This is a genomic window from Neisseriaceae bacterium CLB008 (genome assembly GCA_041228285.1).
In the GTDB taxonomy this organism is placed as follows: Bacteria; Pseudomonadota; Gammaproteobacteria; order Burkholderiales; family Neisseriaceae; genus JAGNPU01.
The window spans coordinates 2,687,558-2,704,945 of sequence record CP166133.1 but is presented as its reverse complement, the minus strand read 5'-3'; the positions used below and the strand labels follow the sequence as shown (position 1 = coordinate 2,704,945).

Genomic DNA, 17,388 nt, shown 5'->3' with positions numbered 1-17,388 from the left:
GGCGAGGTTAAATGCGCATCGGCATCACGATGTATTTAAAGTTTGGATTTTCAGGGATGGTGAACAAGGTTGAGCGTGAGGCATCGCCAAAGGCCAACTGTAGGTCATCCACGTGGACGTTACGTAACACGTCCATTAAGTAGGCAATGTTAAAGCCTACTTCTAAACTTTCGCCTTGATAGGCGATTTCGATTTCTTCTTGGGCTTCTTCTTGATCGTTATTGCTACACACCACGCTTAATACGCCGGGCTTGATCTGTAAGCGCGCGCCGCGGAATTTTTCGTTGGCCAAAATAGCGGCCCGTTCTAAGGCGCCTAATAGCTGGGTGCGGCCCACCAAGAAGATTTTGTCGTTATCCAAAGGGATGACGCGGTTAAAGTCTGGGAATTTACCGTCGATGATTTTACTCACGATCACGGTGTCGCCGCAGCGTAGGCGCACTTGATTGGTCAGTAATTCAATGGTCAGCGGCTCTTCTGGCTGATTCAATAGTTTGAATAATTCAATCACGGTTTTACGCGGCAAAATCACTTCGGCCTTGGGCAGTTGAGCGTCGATGGTGCAGCAAACGTAGGCTAGGCGGTGGCCGTCGGTGGCCACTAGGCGCAGCTGGTCGCCTTCGGTTTGCATCAATAAACCATTTAAATAGTAGCGGATGTCTTGCACGGCCATACTGTACTGAACTTGAGACAACATTTGCTTGAACGCTTCTTGCGGCAGGCTAAAGCAAGAAGTGATGTCTTCACCTACTGACAATAGCGGAAAGTCGTCGGCCGGTAGGGTCTGTAGGTTAAAGCGGCTTTTGCCTGCTTTTAACGTCATGCGGTTGTCGGCCTGTTCCAATGACACCAAAGCATTGTCGGGTAGGGCACGTAAAATGTCCTGTAGCTTTTTGGCGTTGGTGGTCACCCGAAAGTCTTCGGTGCTGGTGGTGGGGCCTAGGGTGTGAATTTGAATTTCTAAGTCGGTGGCCAAAATATGGGTTTGACCGCCTTTGCTCTCAATCAGAACGTTAGACAAAATGGGCAATGTGTGGCGACGCTCCACAATCCCTGTCACCATTTGCAATGGCTTGAGCAGGGCATCACGTTCAGCTTGTAAAATAAGCATAATCAATTCCTTAAGAAAGTGTCATTCAAGTTCAGTTGCGTAGTATGCGTAAGAGCGCTTCGTAGTCTTGTGAGACTTCGGGGTCGGTCTTTTTGAATTCGTTAATGGTTTTGTTCGCGTGCAGCACCGTGGTGTGGTCACGATTGCCAAAGGCGTCGCCAATGCTGGGTAAGCTTTGCTGGGTCAGTTCTTTGGCCAAGGTCATGGCGATCTGTCTGGGTCGGGCAATGGCGCGGGTGCGCTTTTTACCTAAGATGTCGTTGACCTTGATGTGGTAATAGTCGGCCACAATTTTTTGAATCTGATCGATGGTGATTTGACGCTGGGTCGTGGCCAAAATGTCTTGTAAGGCATATTTGGCCAATTCGGTGTCGATCTCGGCGTTTAAGAATTTACTGGTGGCGACCACCTTCTTAAAGGCCCCTTCTAATTCACGCACGTTGGAACGGATGCTTTGGGCAATAAAGAACGCCGGCTCATGGGCTAGGCGCACGTTAGACTGTTCGGCCTTTCGCTGCAAAATGGCCACGCGCATTTCCAGTTCAGGCGGCGCTAACTCAACCGTTAGGCCCCAAGACATACGCGATTTTAAGCGGTCGTCCATGCCGTCTATCTTATTGGGTAGAGTATCACAGGTCATCACCACCTGTTTTTGCGTGTCCACAAGATAGTTAAACAAATAGAAGAATTCTTCCATGGTGCGGTCTTTGCCCGAAATAAACTGCACGTCGTCGATGATTAATAAATCCAACGAGTGATAATACTGTTTAAATTGGTCAAACGATTTTTCTCTAAAGGCGCGCATGATGTCGCGCACATAGCTTTCGGCGTGAATGTAGCGCACTTTGGCTTTAGGGTTGAGCTGGTAGACGCGGTTACCGATAGACTGGACCAAGTGGGTTTTACCCAGGCCGGTGCTACCATAAATAAATAAAGGGTTGTAGTTGCTGTCGCCCGGGGTTTCAGCAATGTGCTGAGCCGCGGCGCAGGCCAAGCGGTTACCCTTGCCCTCAACCAGGGTGTCGAAAGTGTAGGCGCTGTTTAAGCGCGTGTTTTCATGAGTGTGGCTGATGCTTTCGGCCCGCTTGATTTTCTCTTCGTCGGTGTCGTTGACGTTTAAAATAGGCTGTACCGGTACGCTGACGGGCACTCTGGGCACGCTTTGGACGTGCTTAGGCATGATGGCTTCGGCCGCGCTGGGCTTCTTTGCTTCTGCTAAGGCCACGGTTTGGCCTTTGCCTACTTTGAGGATCAAGGGTAGGCTAGTAGGGGTGAGCTCAGCGTGAATGGCGACGATGCCTTCAAAAAAGCGGTCCTTCACAAAGCTCAGCATAAAGTTATTCGGCACGTATACAATCCAATTCGTCTCAGACTCGTCCACGGTTAGGTGACGAATCCAAGTTTCGTATTGTTGCGTCGATAGCTCATTTTTTAAACGAGTGAGGCATTGCAGCCAAAAATCAGTTAATTGCATAAGTGCGACAGTTTTTCTTAAAAAGTAAGTCAATGGGTCGTGCTTGTCGACGTCGCTTCGGGGTAAAATAACCCCCAGTACGCGCTAGGTTGCCCTAGGTGTAGGCGATTGATATTAATCAGCAAACGACGGACAAAAGAAAGTTTCCACTCTAAGCCCTATATTTTACCCTGTTTTGCTAAAGTTATCCACAGACAATGTTGAAGTGCAGAGCGCTAAAAACATTGACAAATTCAATAAAACAGGGTGTAATCCCTCGTTTACTTGATTGCAAAATGTAGGAATACTCATTATGAAACGTACTTACCAACCTTCAGTTACCCGTCGCAAACGCACTCACGGTTTCTTGGTTCGCTCTAAAACCCGTGGTGGTCGTGCCGTTTTGGCTGCGCGTCGTGCTAAAGGTCGTAAACGCTTGGCTGTATAAGCTTTGCAAAACCGATTTGAGCGGCGATATCGTATGTTAAAAACGGATGAATACTCATCCGTTTTTACTTTACGCCGTACTAAAAGCAATGCTTTCTTCCAAGTCTTCGTAGGGCCTAATCAACTAGGTCATGCACGGCTAGGATTGGTGATGGCTAAGAAAGTCGCTAAGCGCGCACATGAGCGAAATTACATGAAGCGGCTGGTGCGTGAGTGGTTTCGTTGCCATAAACACACACTTTCTGAAAAAGATTTTATTGTCCGTGCCAAAAAAAAGTTTGAGCGTGAAGACTATGCCGAAGCAGTAGCGGCCTTAGCTTCCCTCATGCAAAGGCAAAATCAATGATGTCACGATTATTTAAGCTCATAATCCGGTTCTATCAGTTATGCATTAGCCCCTTAATACCGCCTCGCTGTCGCTATACGCCGACCTGTTCACAGTATGCGCTCGAAGCGATAACTAAGTATGGCGCGTGCAAAGGCGGCTGTTTGGCTGCAAAACGTATTTGTCGTTGCCACCCCTTCGGCGGCAGTGGCTACGATCCTGTCCCTTAAATGGAAAAGTGATACGCTATGGAATTTAAACGACTCATCTCATTTGCCATCGTGGCGATGGCGATTTTGATGGGCTGGAACTACTTCTTCCCAGCTCCAGAACCCGTACCAGTGACCCAGCAAGCGACGACTGATGCTGCCGGTCAATCCACCACCGCGCCTAATGGCACCGCTGCTCAAGATTCAAAATTGGGCAAAGGTGAGCGCGTCGAAGTCACCACCGACATGTTTAAAGCCACCATCGACACCAAAGGTGGCGATCTGCGTCGTTTAGAACTGTTGAAACACAATGCCACCGGCGATGAAAATCAGCAAATGGTGTTGTTGGATGACGAACCTAACTATACCTATGTGGCCCAATCTGATTTATTAGGCGCCGACGGTCAATACCTATTAAAAGATGTGGCGTTTAGCGCCGCACAAAACAGCTACACCTTAAATGGCGACACGTTGGAAGTGACGTTGACCGCGCCTGAAACCAATGGTGTGGTGGTGAATAAAGTCTATACCTTTAAGAAGGGCAGCTATGAAATTGGCGTGCGCTTTGAGGTGGCTAACCAGGGCGAAGCCCCTGTTAAGCTAGACGCTGTATATCGCTTGCTGCGTGACGGCAGCACCCCAGAAGGCGAAAGCCGCTTGGCCCACGTTTATACGGGTCCGGCTCTGTACACGCCTGAAGGTGGCTTCCAAAAAGTGGCCTTTGGCGACTTAGACACCGATTACAGCAAAGGCCGTGACGCGGCTGACTATGAGCGTCGTGCCCCAAGCGGTTGGGTGTCGATGATTCAGCATTACTTTGTGTCTGCTTGGATTTTAGAGCCTAAAGATCAGGCCAGTGCCTGTGTTCAAGGTGGCGGTGACTGCCAGTTTGACATCCGTAAGCGTAGCGATGGCCTGTACTCTTCTGGTGTGCGGGTGCCGATGGCTGCCGTGGCGCCAGGCCAAACCGGTCAGCTAAACATGACCCTTTACTCTGGTCCTGAAGAATACAGCATCATGCAAGGCGTGGCGGATAACCTGATCCTGAGTAAAGACTATGGCAAGGTACACATCTTTGCGTCGCCTTTGTTCTGGCTATTGAATGAAATTCATAAGTTTGTCGGCAACTGGGGCTGGTCTATCGTGCTATTGACCGTCGTGGTGAAGCTGGTTCTGTACCCACTGACCTCTGCTTCTTACCGCTCTATGGCCAAAATGCGTGCCGTAGCGCCGCGCTTGACCGCGATTCGTGAGCAGTATGGCGAAGACAAAGTGAAGCTACAGCAAGAGATGATGAGTCTTTATAAGAAAGAAAAGATCAATCCTCTGGGCGGCTGTTTGCCCATGCTGGTACAGATTCCGGTGTTTATTGGCCTGTACTGGGCGCTGTTCGCCTCGGTGGAGCTACGTCAAGCACCATGGATGGGCTGGATTACCGACTTAGCGCGCCCTGACCCTTACTATGTATTGCCTGCCTTGATGGCCATTACTATGTTCTTGCAAACCTTCTTGAATCCGCCACCGGCTGATCCAATGCAAGCGAAGATGATGAAGATTATGCCAATTGCGTTCTCGGTGATGTTCTTCTTCTTCCCAGCAGGTTTGGTATTGTACTGGTTGGTGAATAACATCTTGTCGATTGCGCAACAATGGTTGGTGAACCGCAAGATTGCCAAACAAACAGAGTTGGCCCGCGTTGAGGCCAAACGCCAGTAGGGATGTGATGCGATGGGAAGCAGTCTGAAAAGGCTGCTTTTTTTGCGCAAGTATCTTGTAGAGTTTGATTTAAAGTGTGAATACAGCACCCTTTAGGCCAAAGTCATGTGGGTAAACGCCTGCTTTTGACGTGTGGCATTGGCGAGGTGAGTGAAAAAGCGGTAAAATTCATTCCTTGATGCGACAGAATGAAGCCCGCGATGAAAGTGAGGATGGGATGCAGATTGGTCCCTATGAGCTGGCCGAGCCGGTCATGCTGGCCCCAATGGCGGGCATTACCGATAAGCCATTTCGACGGCTGTGTCGAGGGTTTGGGGCGGCTTTAGCGCCCAGTGAAATGATCACCAGCGATTTATCGCTACAGCACACCCGTAAAACGGTGCTGCGCGCCGATCACAGTGGCGATGTTGGCCCTATTTCGGTGCAGATTGCCGGCTCTGACCCCGCCGAAATGGCTGCTGCCGCCGTGGCTAATGTGGCCAAGGGGGCGCAGATCATCGACATCAATATGGGTTGTCCTGCCAAGAAAGTGTGTAACGTTCTGGCTGGCAGCGCTTTAATGAAAGATGAAGCTTTGGTGAGCCGTATTTTGCAGGCCGTGGTTGAGGCCGTGGCGGTGCCGGTGACGCTCAAGACGCGCTTGGGCTGGGATGATGAGCATTTAAATCTGCCCACCATTGCCCAATTGGCCGAAGAAGCTGGGATTGCTGCTTTGGCCGTGCATGGCCGTACCCGCACCCAGATGTATCAAGGTGAAGCGCACTACGAATTAATCGCAGCAGTTAAGGCCCAGAGCCGCATCCCGGTGACGGTCAATGGCGACATCACCAGCCCGCAAAAAGCGGTGCAGGTGCTGCAAGCAACGGCGGCCGATGCCGTCATGATCGGTCGTGGGGCACAAGGGGCGCCGTGGCTGTTTCGCGACATCGTCGGCTATCTGCGTACGGGTGAGTTGCCCGAAGCATTGAGCGTGGCTGCGATCAGTGACGTGATTTTAGGCCATTTGGCTGAGATTTATGATTTTTACGGTGAATACATGGGCTGTCGGATTGCCCGTAAACACATTGGTTGGTACATTGCCGCCTTGCCTGATGCCAAAGCCTTTCGCCAGCAGGTGAATAAGGTTGAAAGCAGCAGTGAGCAGTGGGCGATGATGGCGACGTATCTGACCCAGCAACAAGCAGCGCTGGCCGCATGGCCATCAGCGTACCGCACCGGCACTGAGTGATCTGCCTACATGGGCCGACACAAAGGGGACGAAGCAGTGCTTAAGATGAACAAGAAGTGGTGTAATGAATAAGGTAGGAGTGCTATGTCTAAGCAAGATGTGATTGATGAGACCATCCGTGCAGCAATGGAACAGTACTTTGCTGACTTAGGTGGTGAGAACGCCTGTGGTGTCTATGATATGGTTTTGGCGCGCGTCGAACGTCCTTTATTGGAAGTGGTGTTGAAACACTGTAGTGGCAATCAAACGCGTGCGGCAACGGTTTTGGGGTTGAATCGTAATACCCTGCGGAAGAAGCTCATGCAACATGAGATTAATTGTTAATTAGAGGATAGTCTAAAATGGTGTCAATTAAACGTGCGCTCATCAGCGTTTCGGATAAGGAAGGTGTTTTGGCGTTTGCCCAAAACTTGGCCAATAACGGCGTAGAAATTTTGTCTACCGGTGGGACGGCAAAACTATTGGCCGATAATGGCGTGGCGGTCACCGAAGTGGCTGACTACACCGGTTTTCCAGAAATGCTTGATGGTCGTGTGAAAACCTTGCATCCAAAAATTCACGGCGGCATTTTGGGCCGTCGCGATTTACCCGAACATGTGGCGCAGATGCAAGCGCACGATATTGGCAACATCGACTTGGTGTGCGTGAACCTATACCCATTCACCCAAACCATCAATAAACCTCACTGCACCTTAGAAGATGCGATTGAAAACATCGACATCGGTGGCCCAACCATGGTGCGCTCTGCCGCCAAAAACTGGGGTCATGTGGCCATTGTGACCGATGCTGCTGACTACGATGCCATCATTGCTGAAATGGCCGCCAACAATGGCCAAGTGAGCAAGAAAACCCGTTTTAACCTGTCTCGTAAAGCGTTTACCCATACCGCTGCCTACGATTCAGCCATCAGCAATTACCTCACCAGTCTAGACGATGAGGTATTGGCCGGTGAACCGAAGCAGTTTATGTTCCCACAGCGCTTTAACCAACAGTTCGTTAAGGTGCAAGACATGCGCTACGGTGAAAACCCACACCAACACGCTGCCTTCTACCGTGACTTGGCTCCTGCTGCCGGCAGCTTGGCCAATTACACCCAGTTGCAAGGCAAAGAGTTGTCATACAACAACATCGCCGATGCCGATGCAGCTTGGGAAGCAGTTAAGTCGTTTAACGAACCAGCTTGTGTGATCGTGAAGCACGCCAACCCTTGTGGCGTGGCGATTGCGGCCGACACTTTGAGCGCCTATAAATTGGCGTTTGCCACCGACACCACTAGCGCCTTTGGCGGCATTGTGGCGTTTAACCGTGAGCTAGACGGCGCAACCGTAGAAGCCATCGTGGCCAACCAATTTATGGAAGTGCTGATCGCCCCTAGCTTTACCGCCGACGCTAAAGCCGTTGTGGCCGGTAAAGCCAACGTGCGCGTATTAGAAATCCCGATGTTGGCCGGTGCCAATGAGTTTGAACTGAAGCGTGTAGGCGGTGGTTTGTTGGTGCAAACCCCAGACACCCATCAGTTGACCATGGCCGATTTAAAGATCGTCAGCGCCCGTGAGCCTTCTGAACAAGAAATGAAAGACTTATTGTTCGCTTGGAACGTGGCCAAGTTTGTGAAATCAAACGCCATCGTGTTCTGTAGCCAAGGCCAAACCTGCGGTATTGGCGCCGGCCAAATGAGCCGCGTGGACTCTACCCGCATCGCTTCGCGTAAAGCCGGCGAAGCTGGCCTATCTTTGGCCAGTGCCGTAGCGGCCTCTGATGCCTTCTTCCCGTTCCGCGACGGCATCGACGTGATTGCCGAGCAGGGCATTAAAGCCATTATTCACCCGGGTGGTTCAATGCGCGATCAAGAAATTTTTGACGCCGCCAACGAACACGGTATGGCGATGGTGTTGACCGGGATTCGTCACTTCCGTCATTAATCTAATGAGTGATGAAACAGCCAGTTGCCTTGCGCAGCTGGCTTTTTTGTGGGCGTAAGGCTACTGCGGTAGGGTGGGCACGCTATGCTTTGCGCCTCTCTACCAACAATCAATAAACCGTGGCTTATGGGTCAGTGAGCTAGATGGGCTAGCCGTTATGTTCGTGGTGAACCCCAAGCATGGCCGTTCATTGGCCAGCGAATCCCACCCATGCATGGCATTGTGCGCCTAAATCGAGTAAGCTCAAGGGATAAAAACAGCAATCATCTGTAGGAGCACGCATGGCGTTAAAATACCAAATCAATCCCGTTACCCCGTTTCAACAAAACAGCACCCTATTGTGGTGTGACGTCACCAAAGAGGCCGTGGTCACCGATCCGGGTGGCGACATCGAGCTGATTCAGGCGGCCGTTGCCGCACAAGGCTTAACCCTAAAGGCGATTTGGCTGACCCATGGCCACATTGACCACGTCGGCGGCGTGACCCGCCTTGTGGCGCAGCAGCCCGTGCCGGTGATCGGCCCCGAGCAAGAGGATGATTTTTGGATTGCTCAGCTGCCGATGCAAAGCCAGCGTTTTGGCTTTGCCCCCAGCGAGACGTTTATCCCAGATCAATGGCTGCACGAGGGTGATGAAGTCAGCGTTGGTCAAGAAACGTTTAAGGTGTTTCATATCCCTGGCCACACGCCCGGCCACGTGGTGTTTTATCATGCGGCGCAAGGCCTGCTGATTGCTGGCGACGTGTTGTTTAGAGAATCGATTGGTCGAACCGACTTTCCGCGTGGCGATCATGCAGCGCTGCTGCACCATATTCGTACCAAGCTGTGGCTACTGCCGGACGAGACCGAAGTCATTCCTGGGCATGGGCCCATGACCACTATTGGGCATGAGAAGCGTTATAACCCGTTTTTAAATGCCTAGTTGCTGCTAAGTAGCCCCGTTAGGGGCTATATTGGTATTTAGCTTGGCAAGGGGTGTGTCTATTAATATTAAAATGTTAAACGGCTGAATTGACACTATTTTTTTATTAATCCGACATTTTTGGCATAAAAGTTCTAAAAAAATGCGTGAATGGCGTAATTTTTTCTAGAATAACCCTAAAAAATCGGCTACTATAAAAAACCTACTAAGAATAAGAAAAATACTCAAGGCGCGAGAGAGCTTGCAGCCCGCTGAGAAATAGTCGGTACACTTAGTTAATCTACAGTCACTCATGGGCGTGTATTCGTCTGCGGTGCATGCCGCATGTGTCTGGCACCTGCCAAGTCCGCCTGTTTCTCAGACGGCATCCTCACACCTAAATAATTAGATTCATGCCCATAGGGTCGTTTTGTGACGTCCGTATGGTGCGATGCAGCAGATGTGTGCGCCCGCTTCGCCAGCGCCAAATGCCGTCCCAAAAGAATAAACACAGGATGGCCAGCCGATTTTATTGTGAGACATTAATCAACAAGGAATCAAAGATATGAGCGAGATCCAACTAGACGATTTTTTATTAAAAATCAAACAAAGAGACCCACATCAGCCTGAATTTCATCAGGCTGCAGAAGAAGTCTTTCACAGCCTATGGCCCTTTCTTGAAAAAAACCCCAAATACGCCCAGCGCAGCATTTTAGAGCGCATCGTTGAGCCTGAGCGGGTGATCATGTTCCGCATCCCCTGGATTGACGACAAAGGTTTGGCCCAGGTCAATCGTGGCTACCGGATTCAAATGTCGTCTGCCATTGGCCCTTATAAAGGCGGTCTGCGCTTTCACCCCAGCGTCAACTTGGGCATTTTGAAATTCTTGGCCTTTGAGCAAGTGTTTAAAAATGCTTTGACCACCTTGCCTATGGGCGGCGGTAAAGGCGGCTCTGACTTCGACCCTAAAGGCAAATCAGACAATGAAGTGATGCGTTTTTGCCAGTCCTTTATGACCGAGCTGTATCGCCACATTGGCCCAAACATTGACGTACCGGCTGGCGACATCGGCGTGGGCGGGCGTGAAGTGGGCTATTTATATGGTCAATATAAACGCATCAGCAACGAGTTTGCGTCCGTTTTAACCGGTAAAGGCATGAGTTTTGGCGGCAGCTTGATTCGTCCTGAGGCCACAGGCTATGGCGCCGTGTACTTTGCAGAAGAAATGCTGAAAACCCGTAAAAAACACATTGCCGGTAAATCAGTGGTGATCTCGGGCTCGGGCAACGTGGCGCAATACGCGGCCCAGAAATGCCTAGAGTGGGACGCGAAAGTCTTGACCATGTCTGACTCTGGTGGTTTCGTGCATTTCCCAGACGGCATGACGCTGGCGCAGTGGCAAGAGCTGATGGTGTTGAAAAACGACCGTCGCGAACGCTTAAGCGTGTACGCACAAGAGCAGGGCTTAACCTATCATGAAGGCCAACGTCCTTGGGGCGTGCCTTGTGATGTGGCCATGCCTTGCGCGACTCAAAATGAGCTAGACGAAAAAGACGCACAAACCTTGTTGGCTAACGGTTGCTACTGTATTTCTGAAGGCGCTAATATGCCAAGCACTACCGGAGCTGTGGATGCCTTTATTGCGGCTAAGATTCTGTACGCGCCGGGTAAGGCCAGTAATGCTGGTGGCGTGGCCGTGTCGGGTTTGGAGATGAGCCAAAACAGCATGCGCCTATTGTGGTCGGCCGGTGAAGTGGATGAGAAGCTGCACACCATTATGCAAAAAATTCACCACATGTGTGAAGAGTATGGCTATCAAGATGGTTACGTGAACTATGTGAATGGCGCCAATATTGGTGGCTTTACCAAGGTGGCCGACGCCATGTTGGCACAGGGTTTGGTGTAAACGGCAGCGATCTTTAGACGTTCCGTCTAGAAAGAAAGGCCTTGCGTGACGCAAGGCCTTTTTTATGTATAATCACGGATGGCTTATAAAGTTAATATTGTTAAAGGGTGAGTATGTCGGTGTATACCAGTGTGACCGAAGCGGAAATGGCGGTCTTCTTAAAAGATTATGATATTGGCACTTTAGTGTCGCTTAAAGGCATCGCCCAGGGCATCACCAATACCAATTACTTTGTGACCACCAGCGTGGATCGTTATGTATTGACCATTTTCGAGACTCTACGCCCAGATGAGCTGCCGTTCTTCTTAGATTTAATGGCCTTACTCAGCGCTCAAGGCGTGGCTTGCCCCGCACCGATTCCGCAAAAATCAGGCGAGTTCATGCATTTGCTGCACGATAAAGCCGCCTGTTTAGTCAGTTGTCTGACAGGCCGAGACGTGACGCAGCCCAATGCTGCTCAGTGCCACTCTGTGGGGGCGATGCTGGCCAAAATGCATTTGGCCACCGCCTGTACCGAGTTAACCATGGCCAATCCGCGCCATGCGCCTTGGTGGACGGCTGAATCAGATCGTTTGCTGCCGCTCTTGAGCCCCGCCGATGCTGAACTATTGCAGTCGACCATTGCGTTTTTGAGAGACAACAGCGATGCTAAACTGCCGCAGGGCTTGATTCACGCCGACCTGTTTAAAGACAACGTTTTGTTAGAGGGCGACGAAGTCACGGGCTTCATCGATTTTTACTATGCTTGCCGCGGCAGCTTTGTCTACGACATTGCGATTGCGATTAATGATTGGGCCCAGAATTCAGCGCATCAGCTGGATGAGGCTTTGGTGCAGGCATTTTTAGCCGGCTACGGCAGCGTACGGCCATTGAGCGAAGATGAGCTGGCCTACTTGCCGATTGCGCAGCAGGCAGGCTGCATCCGTTTTTGGGTGTCGCGCTTGCTGGATTATCATTTCCCACCGGCCGGTGAAATGACGTTCACTAAGAATCCAGCGGCCTTTAGAGATTTACTGTTGAGCATTCAGCAGTCTTAGGCGGCCCGATCGACACACCAGAGCGCTGATGATTCAGCGCTTTTTTTATGGCCTAATGGCGCTGTGCTGCGGTTGCTCGCGGGATGGGTTAGGCGCAGTCTGACGGTCAGTACAGTCCAAATCTGGGCGCCATGCATCATGGTTGATGGATTCTGGATCAAGCGAGGCATGCCTATGATGATTAGCCCCAAAGGCCTTGGCAAGCGAAAGTCCATGAGGGTTTGGCTTGGTGTTGCCGTTTCAGCATGAGCGCTGCGGCCATAGGCTGATGTGGATCATGAGTAGGCTGAAAACCCAGAGCCTTGATTTTTATCGTTGACGTTTTTAAGCTGGGCGTTATATTATTAAATAATACCGTAATACGGTCATATTGATTTTGGGTGATGCGGGTGGCTTAGGTGGTGAATTAGCCAGCATTGAGCTTATGCCTGGCTTATGTTTGCCCGCTTTTGCGGCTTATTGCCGTAATACGGTCATACGATCTTCAATGAGCATCCATCCTGATCCATGCCGTTCAATCCCGCCCGCCTAGAGGCAGGTAGCAAACAAAAACAGCTTTTAAGAGAGAAAAGAGACACTCATGAGCATCGTCACCAAATGTATTTTTCAAAACCAAGCCTACATCAACGGCGCTTGGGTTGCCGCCAGTAGCGGCGCCACCATCGACGTTGTCAATCCGGTTGATCAGGGGCTGATTGCCACCATCCCAGCGCTGACGACGGCTCAGGTGGGCGAAGCCATCGTGGCGGCAGAAGCCGCTTTAGCACCCTGGCAGCGTCTGTCAATGAAGCAGCGTTCAGACATCCTCAAGCAATGGTTTGCCTTGATCATGCAGCATCAGGACGACTTGGCCGAAATCATGACGGTAGAGCAGGGCAAGCCGTTATCCGAAGCCAAAGGTGAAATTGCCTATGCGGCCAGCTTTATCGAGTGGTTTGCAGAAGAAGGCCGTCGTATGTATGGCGAAACCATCCCTGCGCCCAGTGCGGACAAGCGTTTGATGACCAAGCGCGAGCCCGTGGGCGTGTGTGTGGCGATCACGCCGTGGAACTTCCCAGCGGCGATGATTACCCGTAAAGCCGCGCCGGCTTTGGTCGCGGGCTGTACCATGATTGTGAAGCCTGCTCAGGAAACGCCGTTCACGGCGCTGGCCTTGGTGCATTTGGCTGAGCTCGCTGGCGTGCCTAAGGGCGTGCTGAATGTAGTGACTGGCAAGTCCGCCGAGATCGTGCCGGTGCTGACCGAAAGCCCAGTGGTGAAAAAAGTCAGCTTTACCGGTTCAACGCCGGTAGGGGCTTTATTGATGGCGCAAAGCGCGCCGACGCTGAAAAAATTGTCTTTAGAGCTGGGCGGTAATGCCCCGCTCATCGTGTTTGCCGATGCGCAACTCGATGTCGCAGTTCAAGGCGTGATGGACAGCAAGTTCAGAAACGCAGGCCAAACCTGCGTGTGCAGCAACCGCATTTTTGTGCACGAATCAATCTACGAGGCGTTTGTGGCCAAGCTGGCGGTTAAGGTTGCCGCCTTGAAAGTAGGCAATGGCCTCGACGCAGGCGTCGACATCGGTCCTTTGATCAACGGCAAAGCCGTGGCCAAAATTCAGGCTCACATTGAAGATGCCGTGGCCTTAGGCGGCGAAATCGTGGTGGGTGGCAAGGTGAGTGATCTGGGCGGGCATTTCTTTGAGCCGACGTTGATTCAGCATGCCCACGACGACATGCTGTGCTTTCGCGACGAAACCTTTGCGCCCTTAGCCCCGATTTTTAAATTCAGCGACGATCAAGAAGTGGTGCGTCGGGCCAATAACACCGAGTTTGGTTTGGCGTCCTATATTTTCACCGAGAGCATGAGCCGCGTGATGGCCGTTTCGGATGCTTTGGCCTACGGCATGGTGGGCATCAACACCGGTTTGATCTCTACTGCGGAAGCGCCTTTTGGCGGCGTTAAGGCTTCTGGCCTTGGGCGAGAAGGATCGAAGCACGGTTTAGATGAATACACCGAGTTGAAGTATTTGTGCATCGGCAATGTCGCCCCTCAGCTATTGGCCTAATTAGCCCATCACCTTATACAAGGAGTCATACATGGAGTCTACTCACACCACCGCACATTATGTCGGCATCGCTGGCAAAACAGTATTGATTACCGGTGCGGCTGCCGGCATCGGCCTTTCTTTGGCCACGGCGTTCGCCAAGGCGGGTGCCAAAGTATTTATGCTGGATTTTAACGCCGATGCTTTGGCCCAAGCAGTGGCCGGCTTGGCCGCTTATGGTGCTTATGGCCATGTGGCGTCGGTGACCGACGATGCAGCCGTGAAGGCGGCGTTTCAAACCTGTTACGACCATTTTGGCCCGGTTGACGTGTTGTTCAATAACGCAGGCATTTCGCTCAATAAACCGTCTTTAGACATTGGGTTAGACGAATGGCGTCGCTGCGTTGACATCAACCTCACCAGTTTATTTTTGTGTTCCCAAGAGGCGGCCAAGCACATGCAGGCCAGTGGCCAAGGCGTGATCATCAACACGGCTTCTATTTGGGGGCTGTCTACCTCGGCCGAACGCACTGCTTATTGCACCACTAAAGCCGGTGTGGTGGCGATGACTAAATGCTTGGCAGCGGAGTGGGGCTCTTTGGGCATCCGCGTATTGGCCCTAGGCCCAGGCTATACCCGTACCGCACTGGTAGAAAAATTGGCACAGAGCCAAACGCTGGACGTGGCCGATCTAGAACGCCGCACGCCTTTAGGGCGCTTGGCCGAGCCGGATGAAATCGCCGAGTTGGCGCTCTTCTTGGCTTCAGACGCGGCGAGGTTTATGACCGGACAAACGCATTTAATCGATGGCGGCTGGGACGCCAACGGTTTTCAATAAATACACACTAAAAGCAAGATCAAGCAAGGTTTAATAAGGAAAGAAACGTCATGGCAAAAAAAACCACCCTGCAACCCGCCAGCAGTTGGGTTGAATACCAAACCACCCAAGCAGATTGGGACCAGGCCGCTGCACCGCTGTTGGAAAGCATGCTGACGCAGCTGCACATTGTGCGTGCCTTTGAAGAGAGCGTCTTAGAATTGGCTGGCGAAGGCCTCGTACACGGGCCCGCGCACTCCAGCATTGGCCAAGAAGGCGGCGCCGTTGGGTCGATTATTTCGTTGACTGCGGCAGACCAAGTGAATGGGTCTCATCGTGGCCATCACCAGTTTTTGGCTAAGGCCTTAACCTATTTACGCCCTGATGGCATGAAGGCTGCTGATGCGTTTGGTGGCGACGTGGAAAATTTGCTGCAACGGACGCTGGCCGAAATTTTGGGTCTGGCGCAAGGCTTTTGTAAAGGTCGAGGCGGCTCGATGCATTTGCAGTGGATTGAGGCGGGCGCTTTGGGTACCAATGCGATTGTGGGCGGTGGCGCGCCAATGGCGGCGGGTGCGGCTTGGGCGCATCGACACGCAGGCACGGATGCCGTGGCGATTACCTATTTTGGTGATGGTGCGGTGAACATTGGGTCGGTTTTGGAAACCATGAATCTGGCGGCCGCCTGGAAGCTGCCGATTTGTTTCTTTATTGAAAACAACCGCTATGCAGTCTCTACCTCGGTAGACGAATCAACGGCTGAAACGCGCCTGTCTGCTCGTGGCCTGGCGTTTAACATCCCTAGCTGGAAAGTCGATGGCATGGATCCATTGGCAGTGCATTTAACCATGCAAGAAGCCTTGGCCCACATGCGCGCCGGCAAGGGCCCGACCGTGGTAGAAGCCGACGTGTACCGCTTCTTCCATCAAAATGGACCTTACCCTGGCAGTGCCTTTGGCTATCGCAGTAAAGACGAAGAGCAGGCTTGGCGTCAGCGTGACCCGATTGTGCAGTTAGAGCAGCAAATGCTGAAGCGTGAGCTGTTGACCGAAGATACCTTGGCCGAGCTACGCGCTAACTGCCAGGCCATCATGGCCAAAGTGGTGGCTGAACTGACTGAGCCTGCCGCCAAGGGTAAGCGCCAAATTCGCCCAGAGTTGTGGCCAGAAACCAGCTTTGTGGATGTCGGCATTCGGGGTGACCTGAGCGAGATTGCCGGTAGCCAAACCCAAGAAGAAGCCAGCTACCCCAACGCCATGACCCAGCAGAAATTCATTGATGCGGTGGCGGGCGTGATGGATAGACGCATGAGCACCGACAGCAGCATCGTGGTCATGGGTGAGGACGTGCATCGTCTTAAGGGCGGGACCAATGGCGCGACTAAGGGCTTGAAAGAAAAATTCCCCGACCGTATTTTGGGCACGCCCATCAGTGAAAATGCCTTTATGGGCCTCGGTGGCGGCATTGCCGTAGATGGCCGCTTTAAGCCCGTGGTCGAATTTATGTACCCAGACTTTATGTGGGTGGCCGCGGATCAGGTGTTTAACCAAGTGGGTAAAGTGCGCCATATGTTTGGCGGCCAAAGTGACGTGCCTTTGGTGTTGCGCACCAAGGTAGCGATGGGCACGGGCTATGGCTCGCAGCACTCGATGGATCCGGCCGGTATTTTTGTGACCAACCCTGGCTGGCGCATTGTGGCGGCCTCAACGCCGTTTGACTACGTGGGCTTAATGAACTTCGCCCTACAGTGCAACGACCCAGTACTGATGATTGAACACGTTGACCTCTATGCCCAAAGCGGTGCGTTTCCTAGCGATGATTTGGATTATCAAATTCCTTTCGGTAAAGCCGCCATTCGCCGCGAAGGCAAGGCTTTAACCGTGTTGACCTATCTGTCTATGGTGGGCCACAGCCTCGAGGCGATTGCGCAAACCGGTATTGATGCCGAAGTGATTGATCTACGCTTCTTAGACCGAGCCAGCTTAGATTGGGACACCATCGAAGCCAGTATTCGTAAAACCAATAATGTGCTGATCGTGGAGCAAGGCAATCAGGGTACCTCTTACGGCGGTTGGTTGGCAGATGAGTTGCAGCGTCGTTGCTTTGATTGGTTGGACCAACCGATTCAGCGCGTGCATGGCTCTGAAGGCGCTCCGAGCATCTCCAAAGTATTGGAGCGCGCTGCCAGCGCCCGCACTGAAGAAGTGGTGGCAGGCCTACAAGGGGTGATGCGCGACAAGGGTGAGTGGGCTTAATCGCGCACCGAATAAATGAACATGATTGATTTAC

General features: G+C 51.9%; 15 protein-coding genes. 13 read left to right on the top strand and 2 right to left on the bottom strand.

The window, feature by feature from the left end; all coding sequences use genetic code 11:
- Positions 1 to 7: 7 nt before the first annotated feature.
- Positions 8 to 1,111: a DNA polymerase III subunit beta gene (dnaN, locus tag AB8Q18_12495; protein ID XDZ50987.1), complete on the bottom strand. Its 1,104-nt coding sequence runs from the start codon at positions 1,109 to 1,111 to the stop codon at positions 8 to 10.
- A gap of 31 nt (positions 1,112 to 1,142) precedes the next feature.
- A complete protein-coding gene (dnaA, locus tag AB8Q18_12490) occupies positions 1,143 to 2,585 on the bottom strand; it encodes a chromosomal replication initiator protein DnaA (protein ID XDZ50986.1) in 1,443 nt (480 codons plus the stop codon).
- 292 nt (positions 2,586 to 2,877) lie between these two features.
- On the opposite strand from dnaA, the gene rpmH reads away from it, so the two are divergent.
- The 13 genes from rpmH (at position 2,878) to AB8Q18_12425 (ending at position 17,354) form a co-directional block, all read left to right on the top strand.
- Positions 2,878 to 3,012: a 50S ribosomal protein L34 gene (gene rpmH, locus AB8Q18_12485; GenBank protein XDZ50985.1), complete on the top strand. Its 135-nt coding sequence runs from the start codon at positions 2,878 to 2,880 to the stop codon at positions 3,010 to 3,012.
- A 3-nt stretch (positions 3,013 to 3,015) separates the two neighbouring features.
- Complete coding sequence (gene rnpA, locus AB8Q18_12480; GenBank protein ID XDZ50984.1) at positions 3,016 to 3,357, top strand: ribonuclease P protein component; 342 nt, start codon at positions 3,016 to 3,018, stop codon at positions 3,355 to 3,357.
- Positions 3,357 to 3,566 carry a membrane protein insertion efficiency factor YidD gene (gene yidD / locus AB8Q18_12475; GenBank protein ID XDZ52936.1) on the top strand — a complete coding sequence of 70 codons (210 nt, stop codon included), beginning with the start codon at positions 3,357 to 3,359 and terminating at the stop codon, positions 3,564 to 3,566. The genes rnpA and yidD overlap by 1 nt, the downstream gene beginning before the upstream one ends.
- A gap of 18 nt (positions 3,567 to 3,584) precedes the next feature.
- The gene (gene yidC / locus AB8Q18_12470) at positions 3,585 to 5,261 is read left to right on the top strand and encodes a membrane protein insertase YidC (GenBank protein ID XDZ50983.1); all 1,677 of its coding nucleotides are present in this window, start codon (positions 3,585 to 3,587) and stop codon (positions 5,259 to 5,261) included.
- Between the two features lie 217 nt (positions 5,262 to 5,478).
- On the top strand, positions 5,479 to 6,489 hold the full coding sequence (dusB, locus tag AB8Q18_12465) for a tRNA dihydrouridine synthase DusB (protein ID XDZ52935.1): 1,011 nt from the start codon (positions 5,479 to 5,481) through the stop codon (positions 6,487 to 6,489).
- Positions 6,490 to 6,573: 84 nt separating this feature from the next.
- Entirely contained in the window at positions 6,574 to 6,813 is a 240-nt protein-coding gene (locus AB8Q18_12460; GenBank protein ID XDZ50982.1) for a helix-turn-helix domain-containing protein, read from the top strand.
- A gap of 17 nt (positions 6,814 to 6,830) precedes the next feature.
- Positions 6,831 to 8,411, top strand: a complete 1,581-nt coding sequence (gene purH / locus AB8Q18_12455) for a bifunctional phosphoribosylaminoimidazolecarboxamide formyltransferase/IMP cyclohydrolase (protein ID XDZ50981.1) — start codon at positions 6,831 to 6,833, stop codon at positions 8,409 to 8,411.
- A gap of 281 nt (positions 8,412 to 8,692) precedes the next feature.
- Entirely contained in the window at positions 8,693 to 9,331 is a 639-nt protein-coding gene (locus AB8Q18_12450) for an MBL fold metallo-hydrolase (GenBank protein ID XDZ50980.1), read from the top strand.
- A gap of 544 nt (positions 9,332 to 9,875) precedes the next feature.
- Complete coding sequence (gene gdhA / locus AB8Q18_12445) at positions 9,876 to 11,216, top strand: NADP-specific glutamate dehydrogenase (protein ID XDZ50979.1); 1,341 nt, start codon at positions 9,876 to 9,878, stop codon at positions 11,214 to 11,216.
- Positions 11,217 to 11,329: 113 nt separating this feature from the next.
- The gene (gene thrB, locus AB8Q18_12440) at positions 11,330 to 12,253 is read left to right on the top strand and encodes a homoserine kinase (GenBank protein XDZ50978.1); all 924 of its coding nucleotides are present in this window, start codon (positions 11,330 to 11,332) and stop codon (positions 12,251 to 12,253) included.
- A 580-nt stretch (positions 12,254 to 12,833) separates the two neighbouring features.
- Entirely contained in the window at positions 12,834 to 14,303 is a 1,470-nt protein-coding gene (locus AB8Q18_12435; GenBank protein XDZ50977.1) for an NAD-dependent succinate-semialdehyde dehydrogenase, read from the top strand.
- Positions 14,304 to 14,334: 31 nt separating this feature from the next.
- Positions 14,335 to 15,120, top strand: coding sequence for an SDR family NAD(P)-dependent oxidoreductase (locus AB8Q18_12430; GenBank protein XDZ50976.1), 786 nt, complete (start codon positions 14,335 to 14,337; stop codon positions 15,118 to 15,120).
- Positions 15,121 to 15,170: 50 nt separating this feature from the next.
- The gene (locus AB8Q18_12425) at positions 15,171 to 17,354 is read left to right on the top strand and encodes a thiamine pyrophosphate-dependent enzyme (protein ID XDZ50975.1); all 2,184 of its coding nucleotides are present in this window, start codon (positions 15,171 to 15,173) and stop codon (positions 17,352 to 17,354) included.
- Positions 17,355 to 17,388 lie beyond the last annotated feature (34 nt).

Bases quoted from the DNA above. Each gene is read 5' to 3' on its own strand.
- dnaN (XDZ50987.1), bottom strand. From the start codon at position 1,111: ATGCTTATTTTACAAGCTGAACGTGATGCCCTGCTCAAGCCATTGCAA.
- dnaA (XDZ50986.1), bottom strand. From the start codon at position 2,585: ATGCAATTAACTGATTTTTGGCTGCAATGCCTCACTCGTTTAAAAAAT.
- rpmH (XDZ50985.1), top strand. From the start codon at position 2,878: ATGAAACGTACTTACCAACCTTCAGTTACCCGTCGCAAACGCACTCAC.
- yidD (XDZ52936.1), top strand. From the start codon at position 3,357: ATGTCACGATTATTTAAGCTCATAATCCGGTTCTATCAGTTATGCATT.
- yidC (XDZ50983.1), top strand. From the start codon at position 3,585: ATGGAATTTAAACGACTCATCTCATTTGCCATCGTGGCGATGGCGATT.
- dusB (XDZ52935.1), top strand. From the start codon at position 5,479: ATGCAGATTGGTCCCTATGAGCTGGCCGAGCCGGTCATGCTGGCCCCA.
- AB8Q18_12460 (XDZ50982.1), top strand. From the start codon at position 6,574: ATGTCTAAGCAAGATGTGATTGATGAGACCATCCGTGCAGCAATGGAA.
- purH (XDZ50981.1), top strand. From the start codon at position 6,831: ATGGTGTCAATTAAACGTGCGCTCATCAGCGTTTCGGATAAGGAAGGT.
- AB8Q18_12450 (XDZ50980.1), top strand. From the start codon at position 8,693: ATGGCGTTAAAATACCAAATCAATCCCGTTACCCCGTTTCAACAAAAC.
- gdhA (XDZ50979.1), top strand. From the start codon at position 9,876: ATGAGCGAGATCCAACTAGACGATTTTTTATTAAAAATCAAACAAAGA.
- thrB (XDZ50978.1), top strand. From the start codon at position 11,330: ATGTCGGTGTATACCAGTGTGACCGAAGCGGAAATGGCGGTCTTCTTA.
- AB8Q18_12435 (XDZ50977.1), top strand. From the start codon at position 12,834: ATGAGCATCGTCACCAAATGTATTTTTCAAAACCAAGCCTACATCAAC.
- AB8Q18_12430 (XDZ50976.1), top strand. From the start codon at position 14,335: ATGGAGTCTACTCACACCACCGCACATTATGTCGGCATCGCTGGCAAA.
- AB8Q18_12425 (XDZ50975.1), top strand. From the start codon at position 15,171: ATGGCAAAAAAAACCACCCTGCAACCCGCCAGCAGTTGGGTTGAATAC.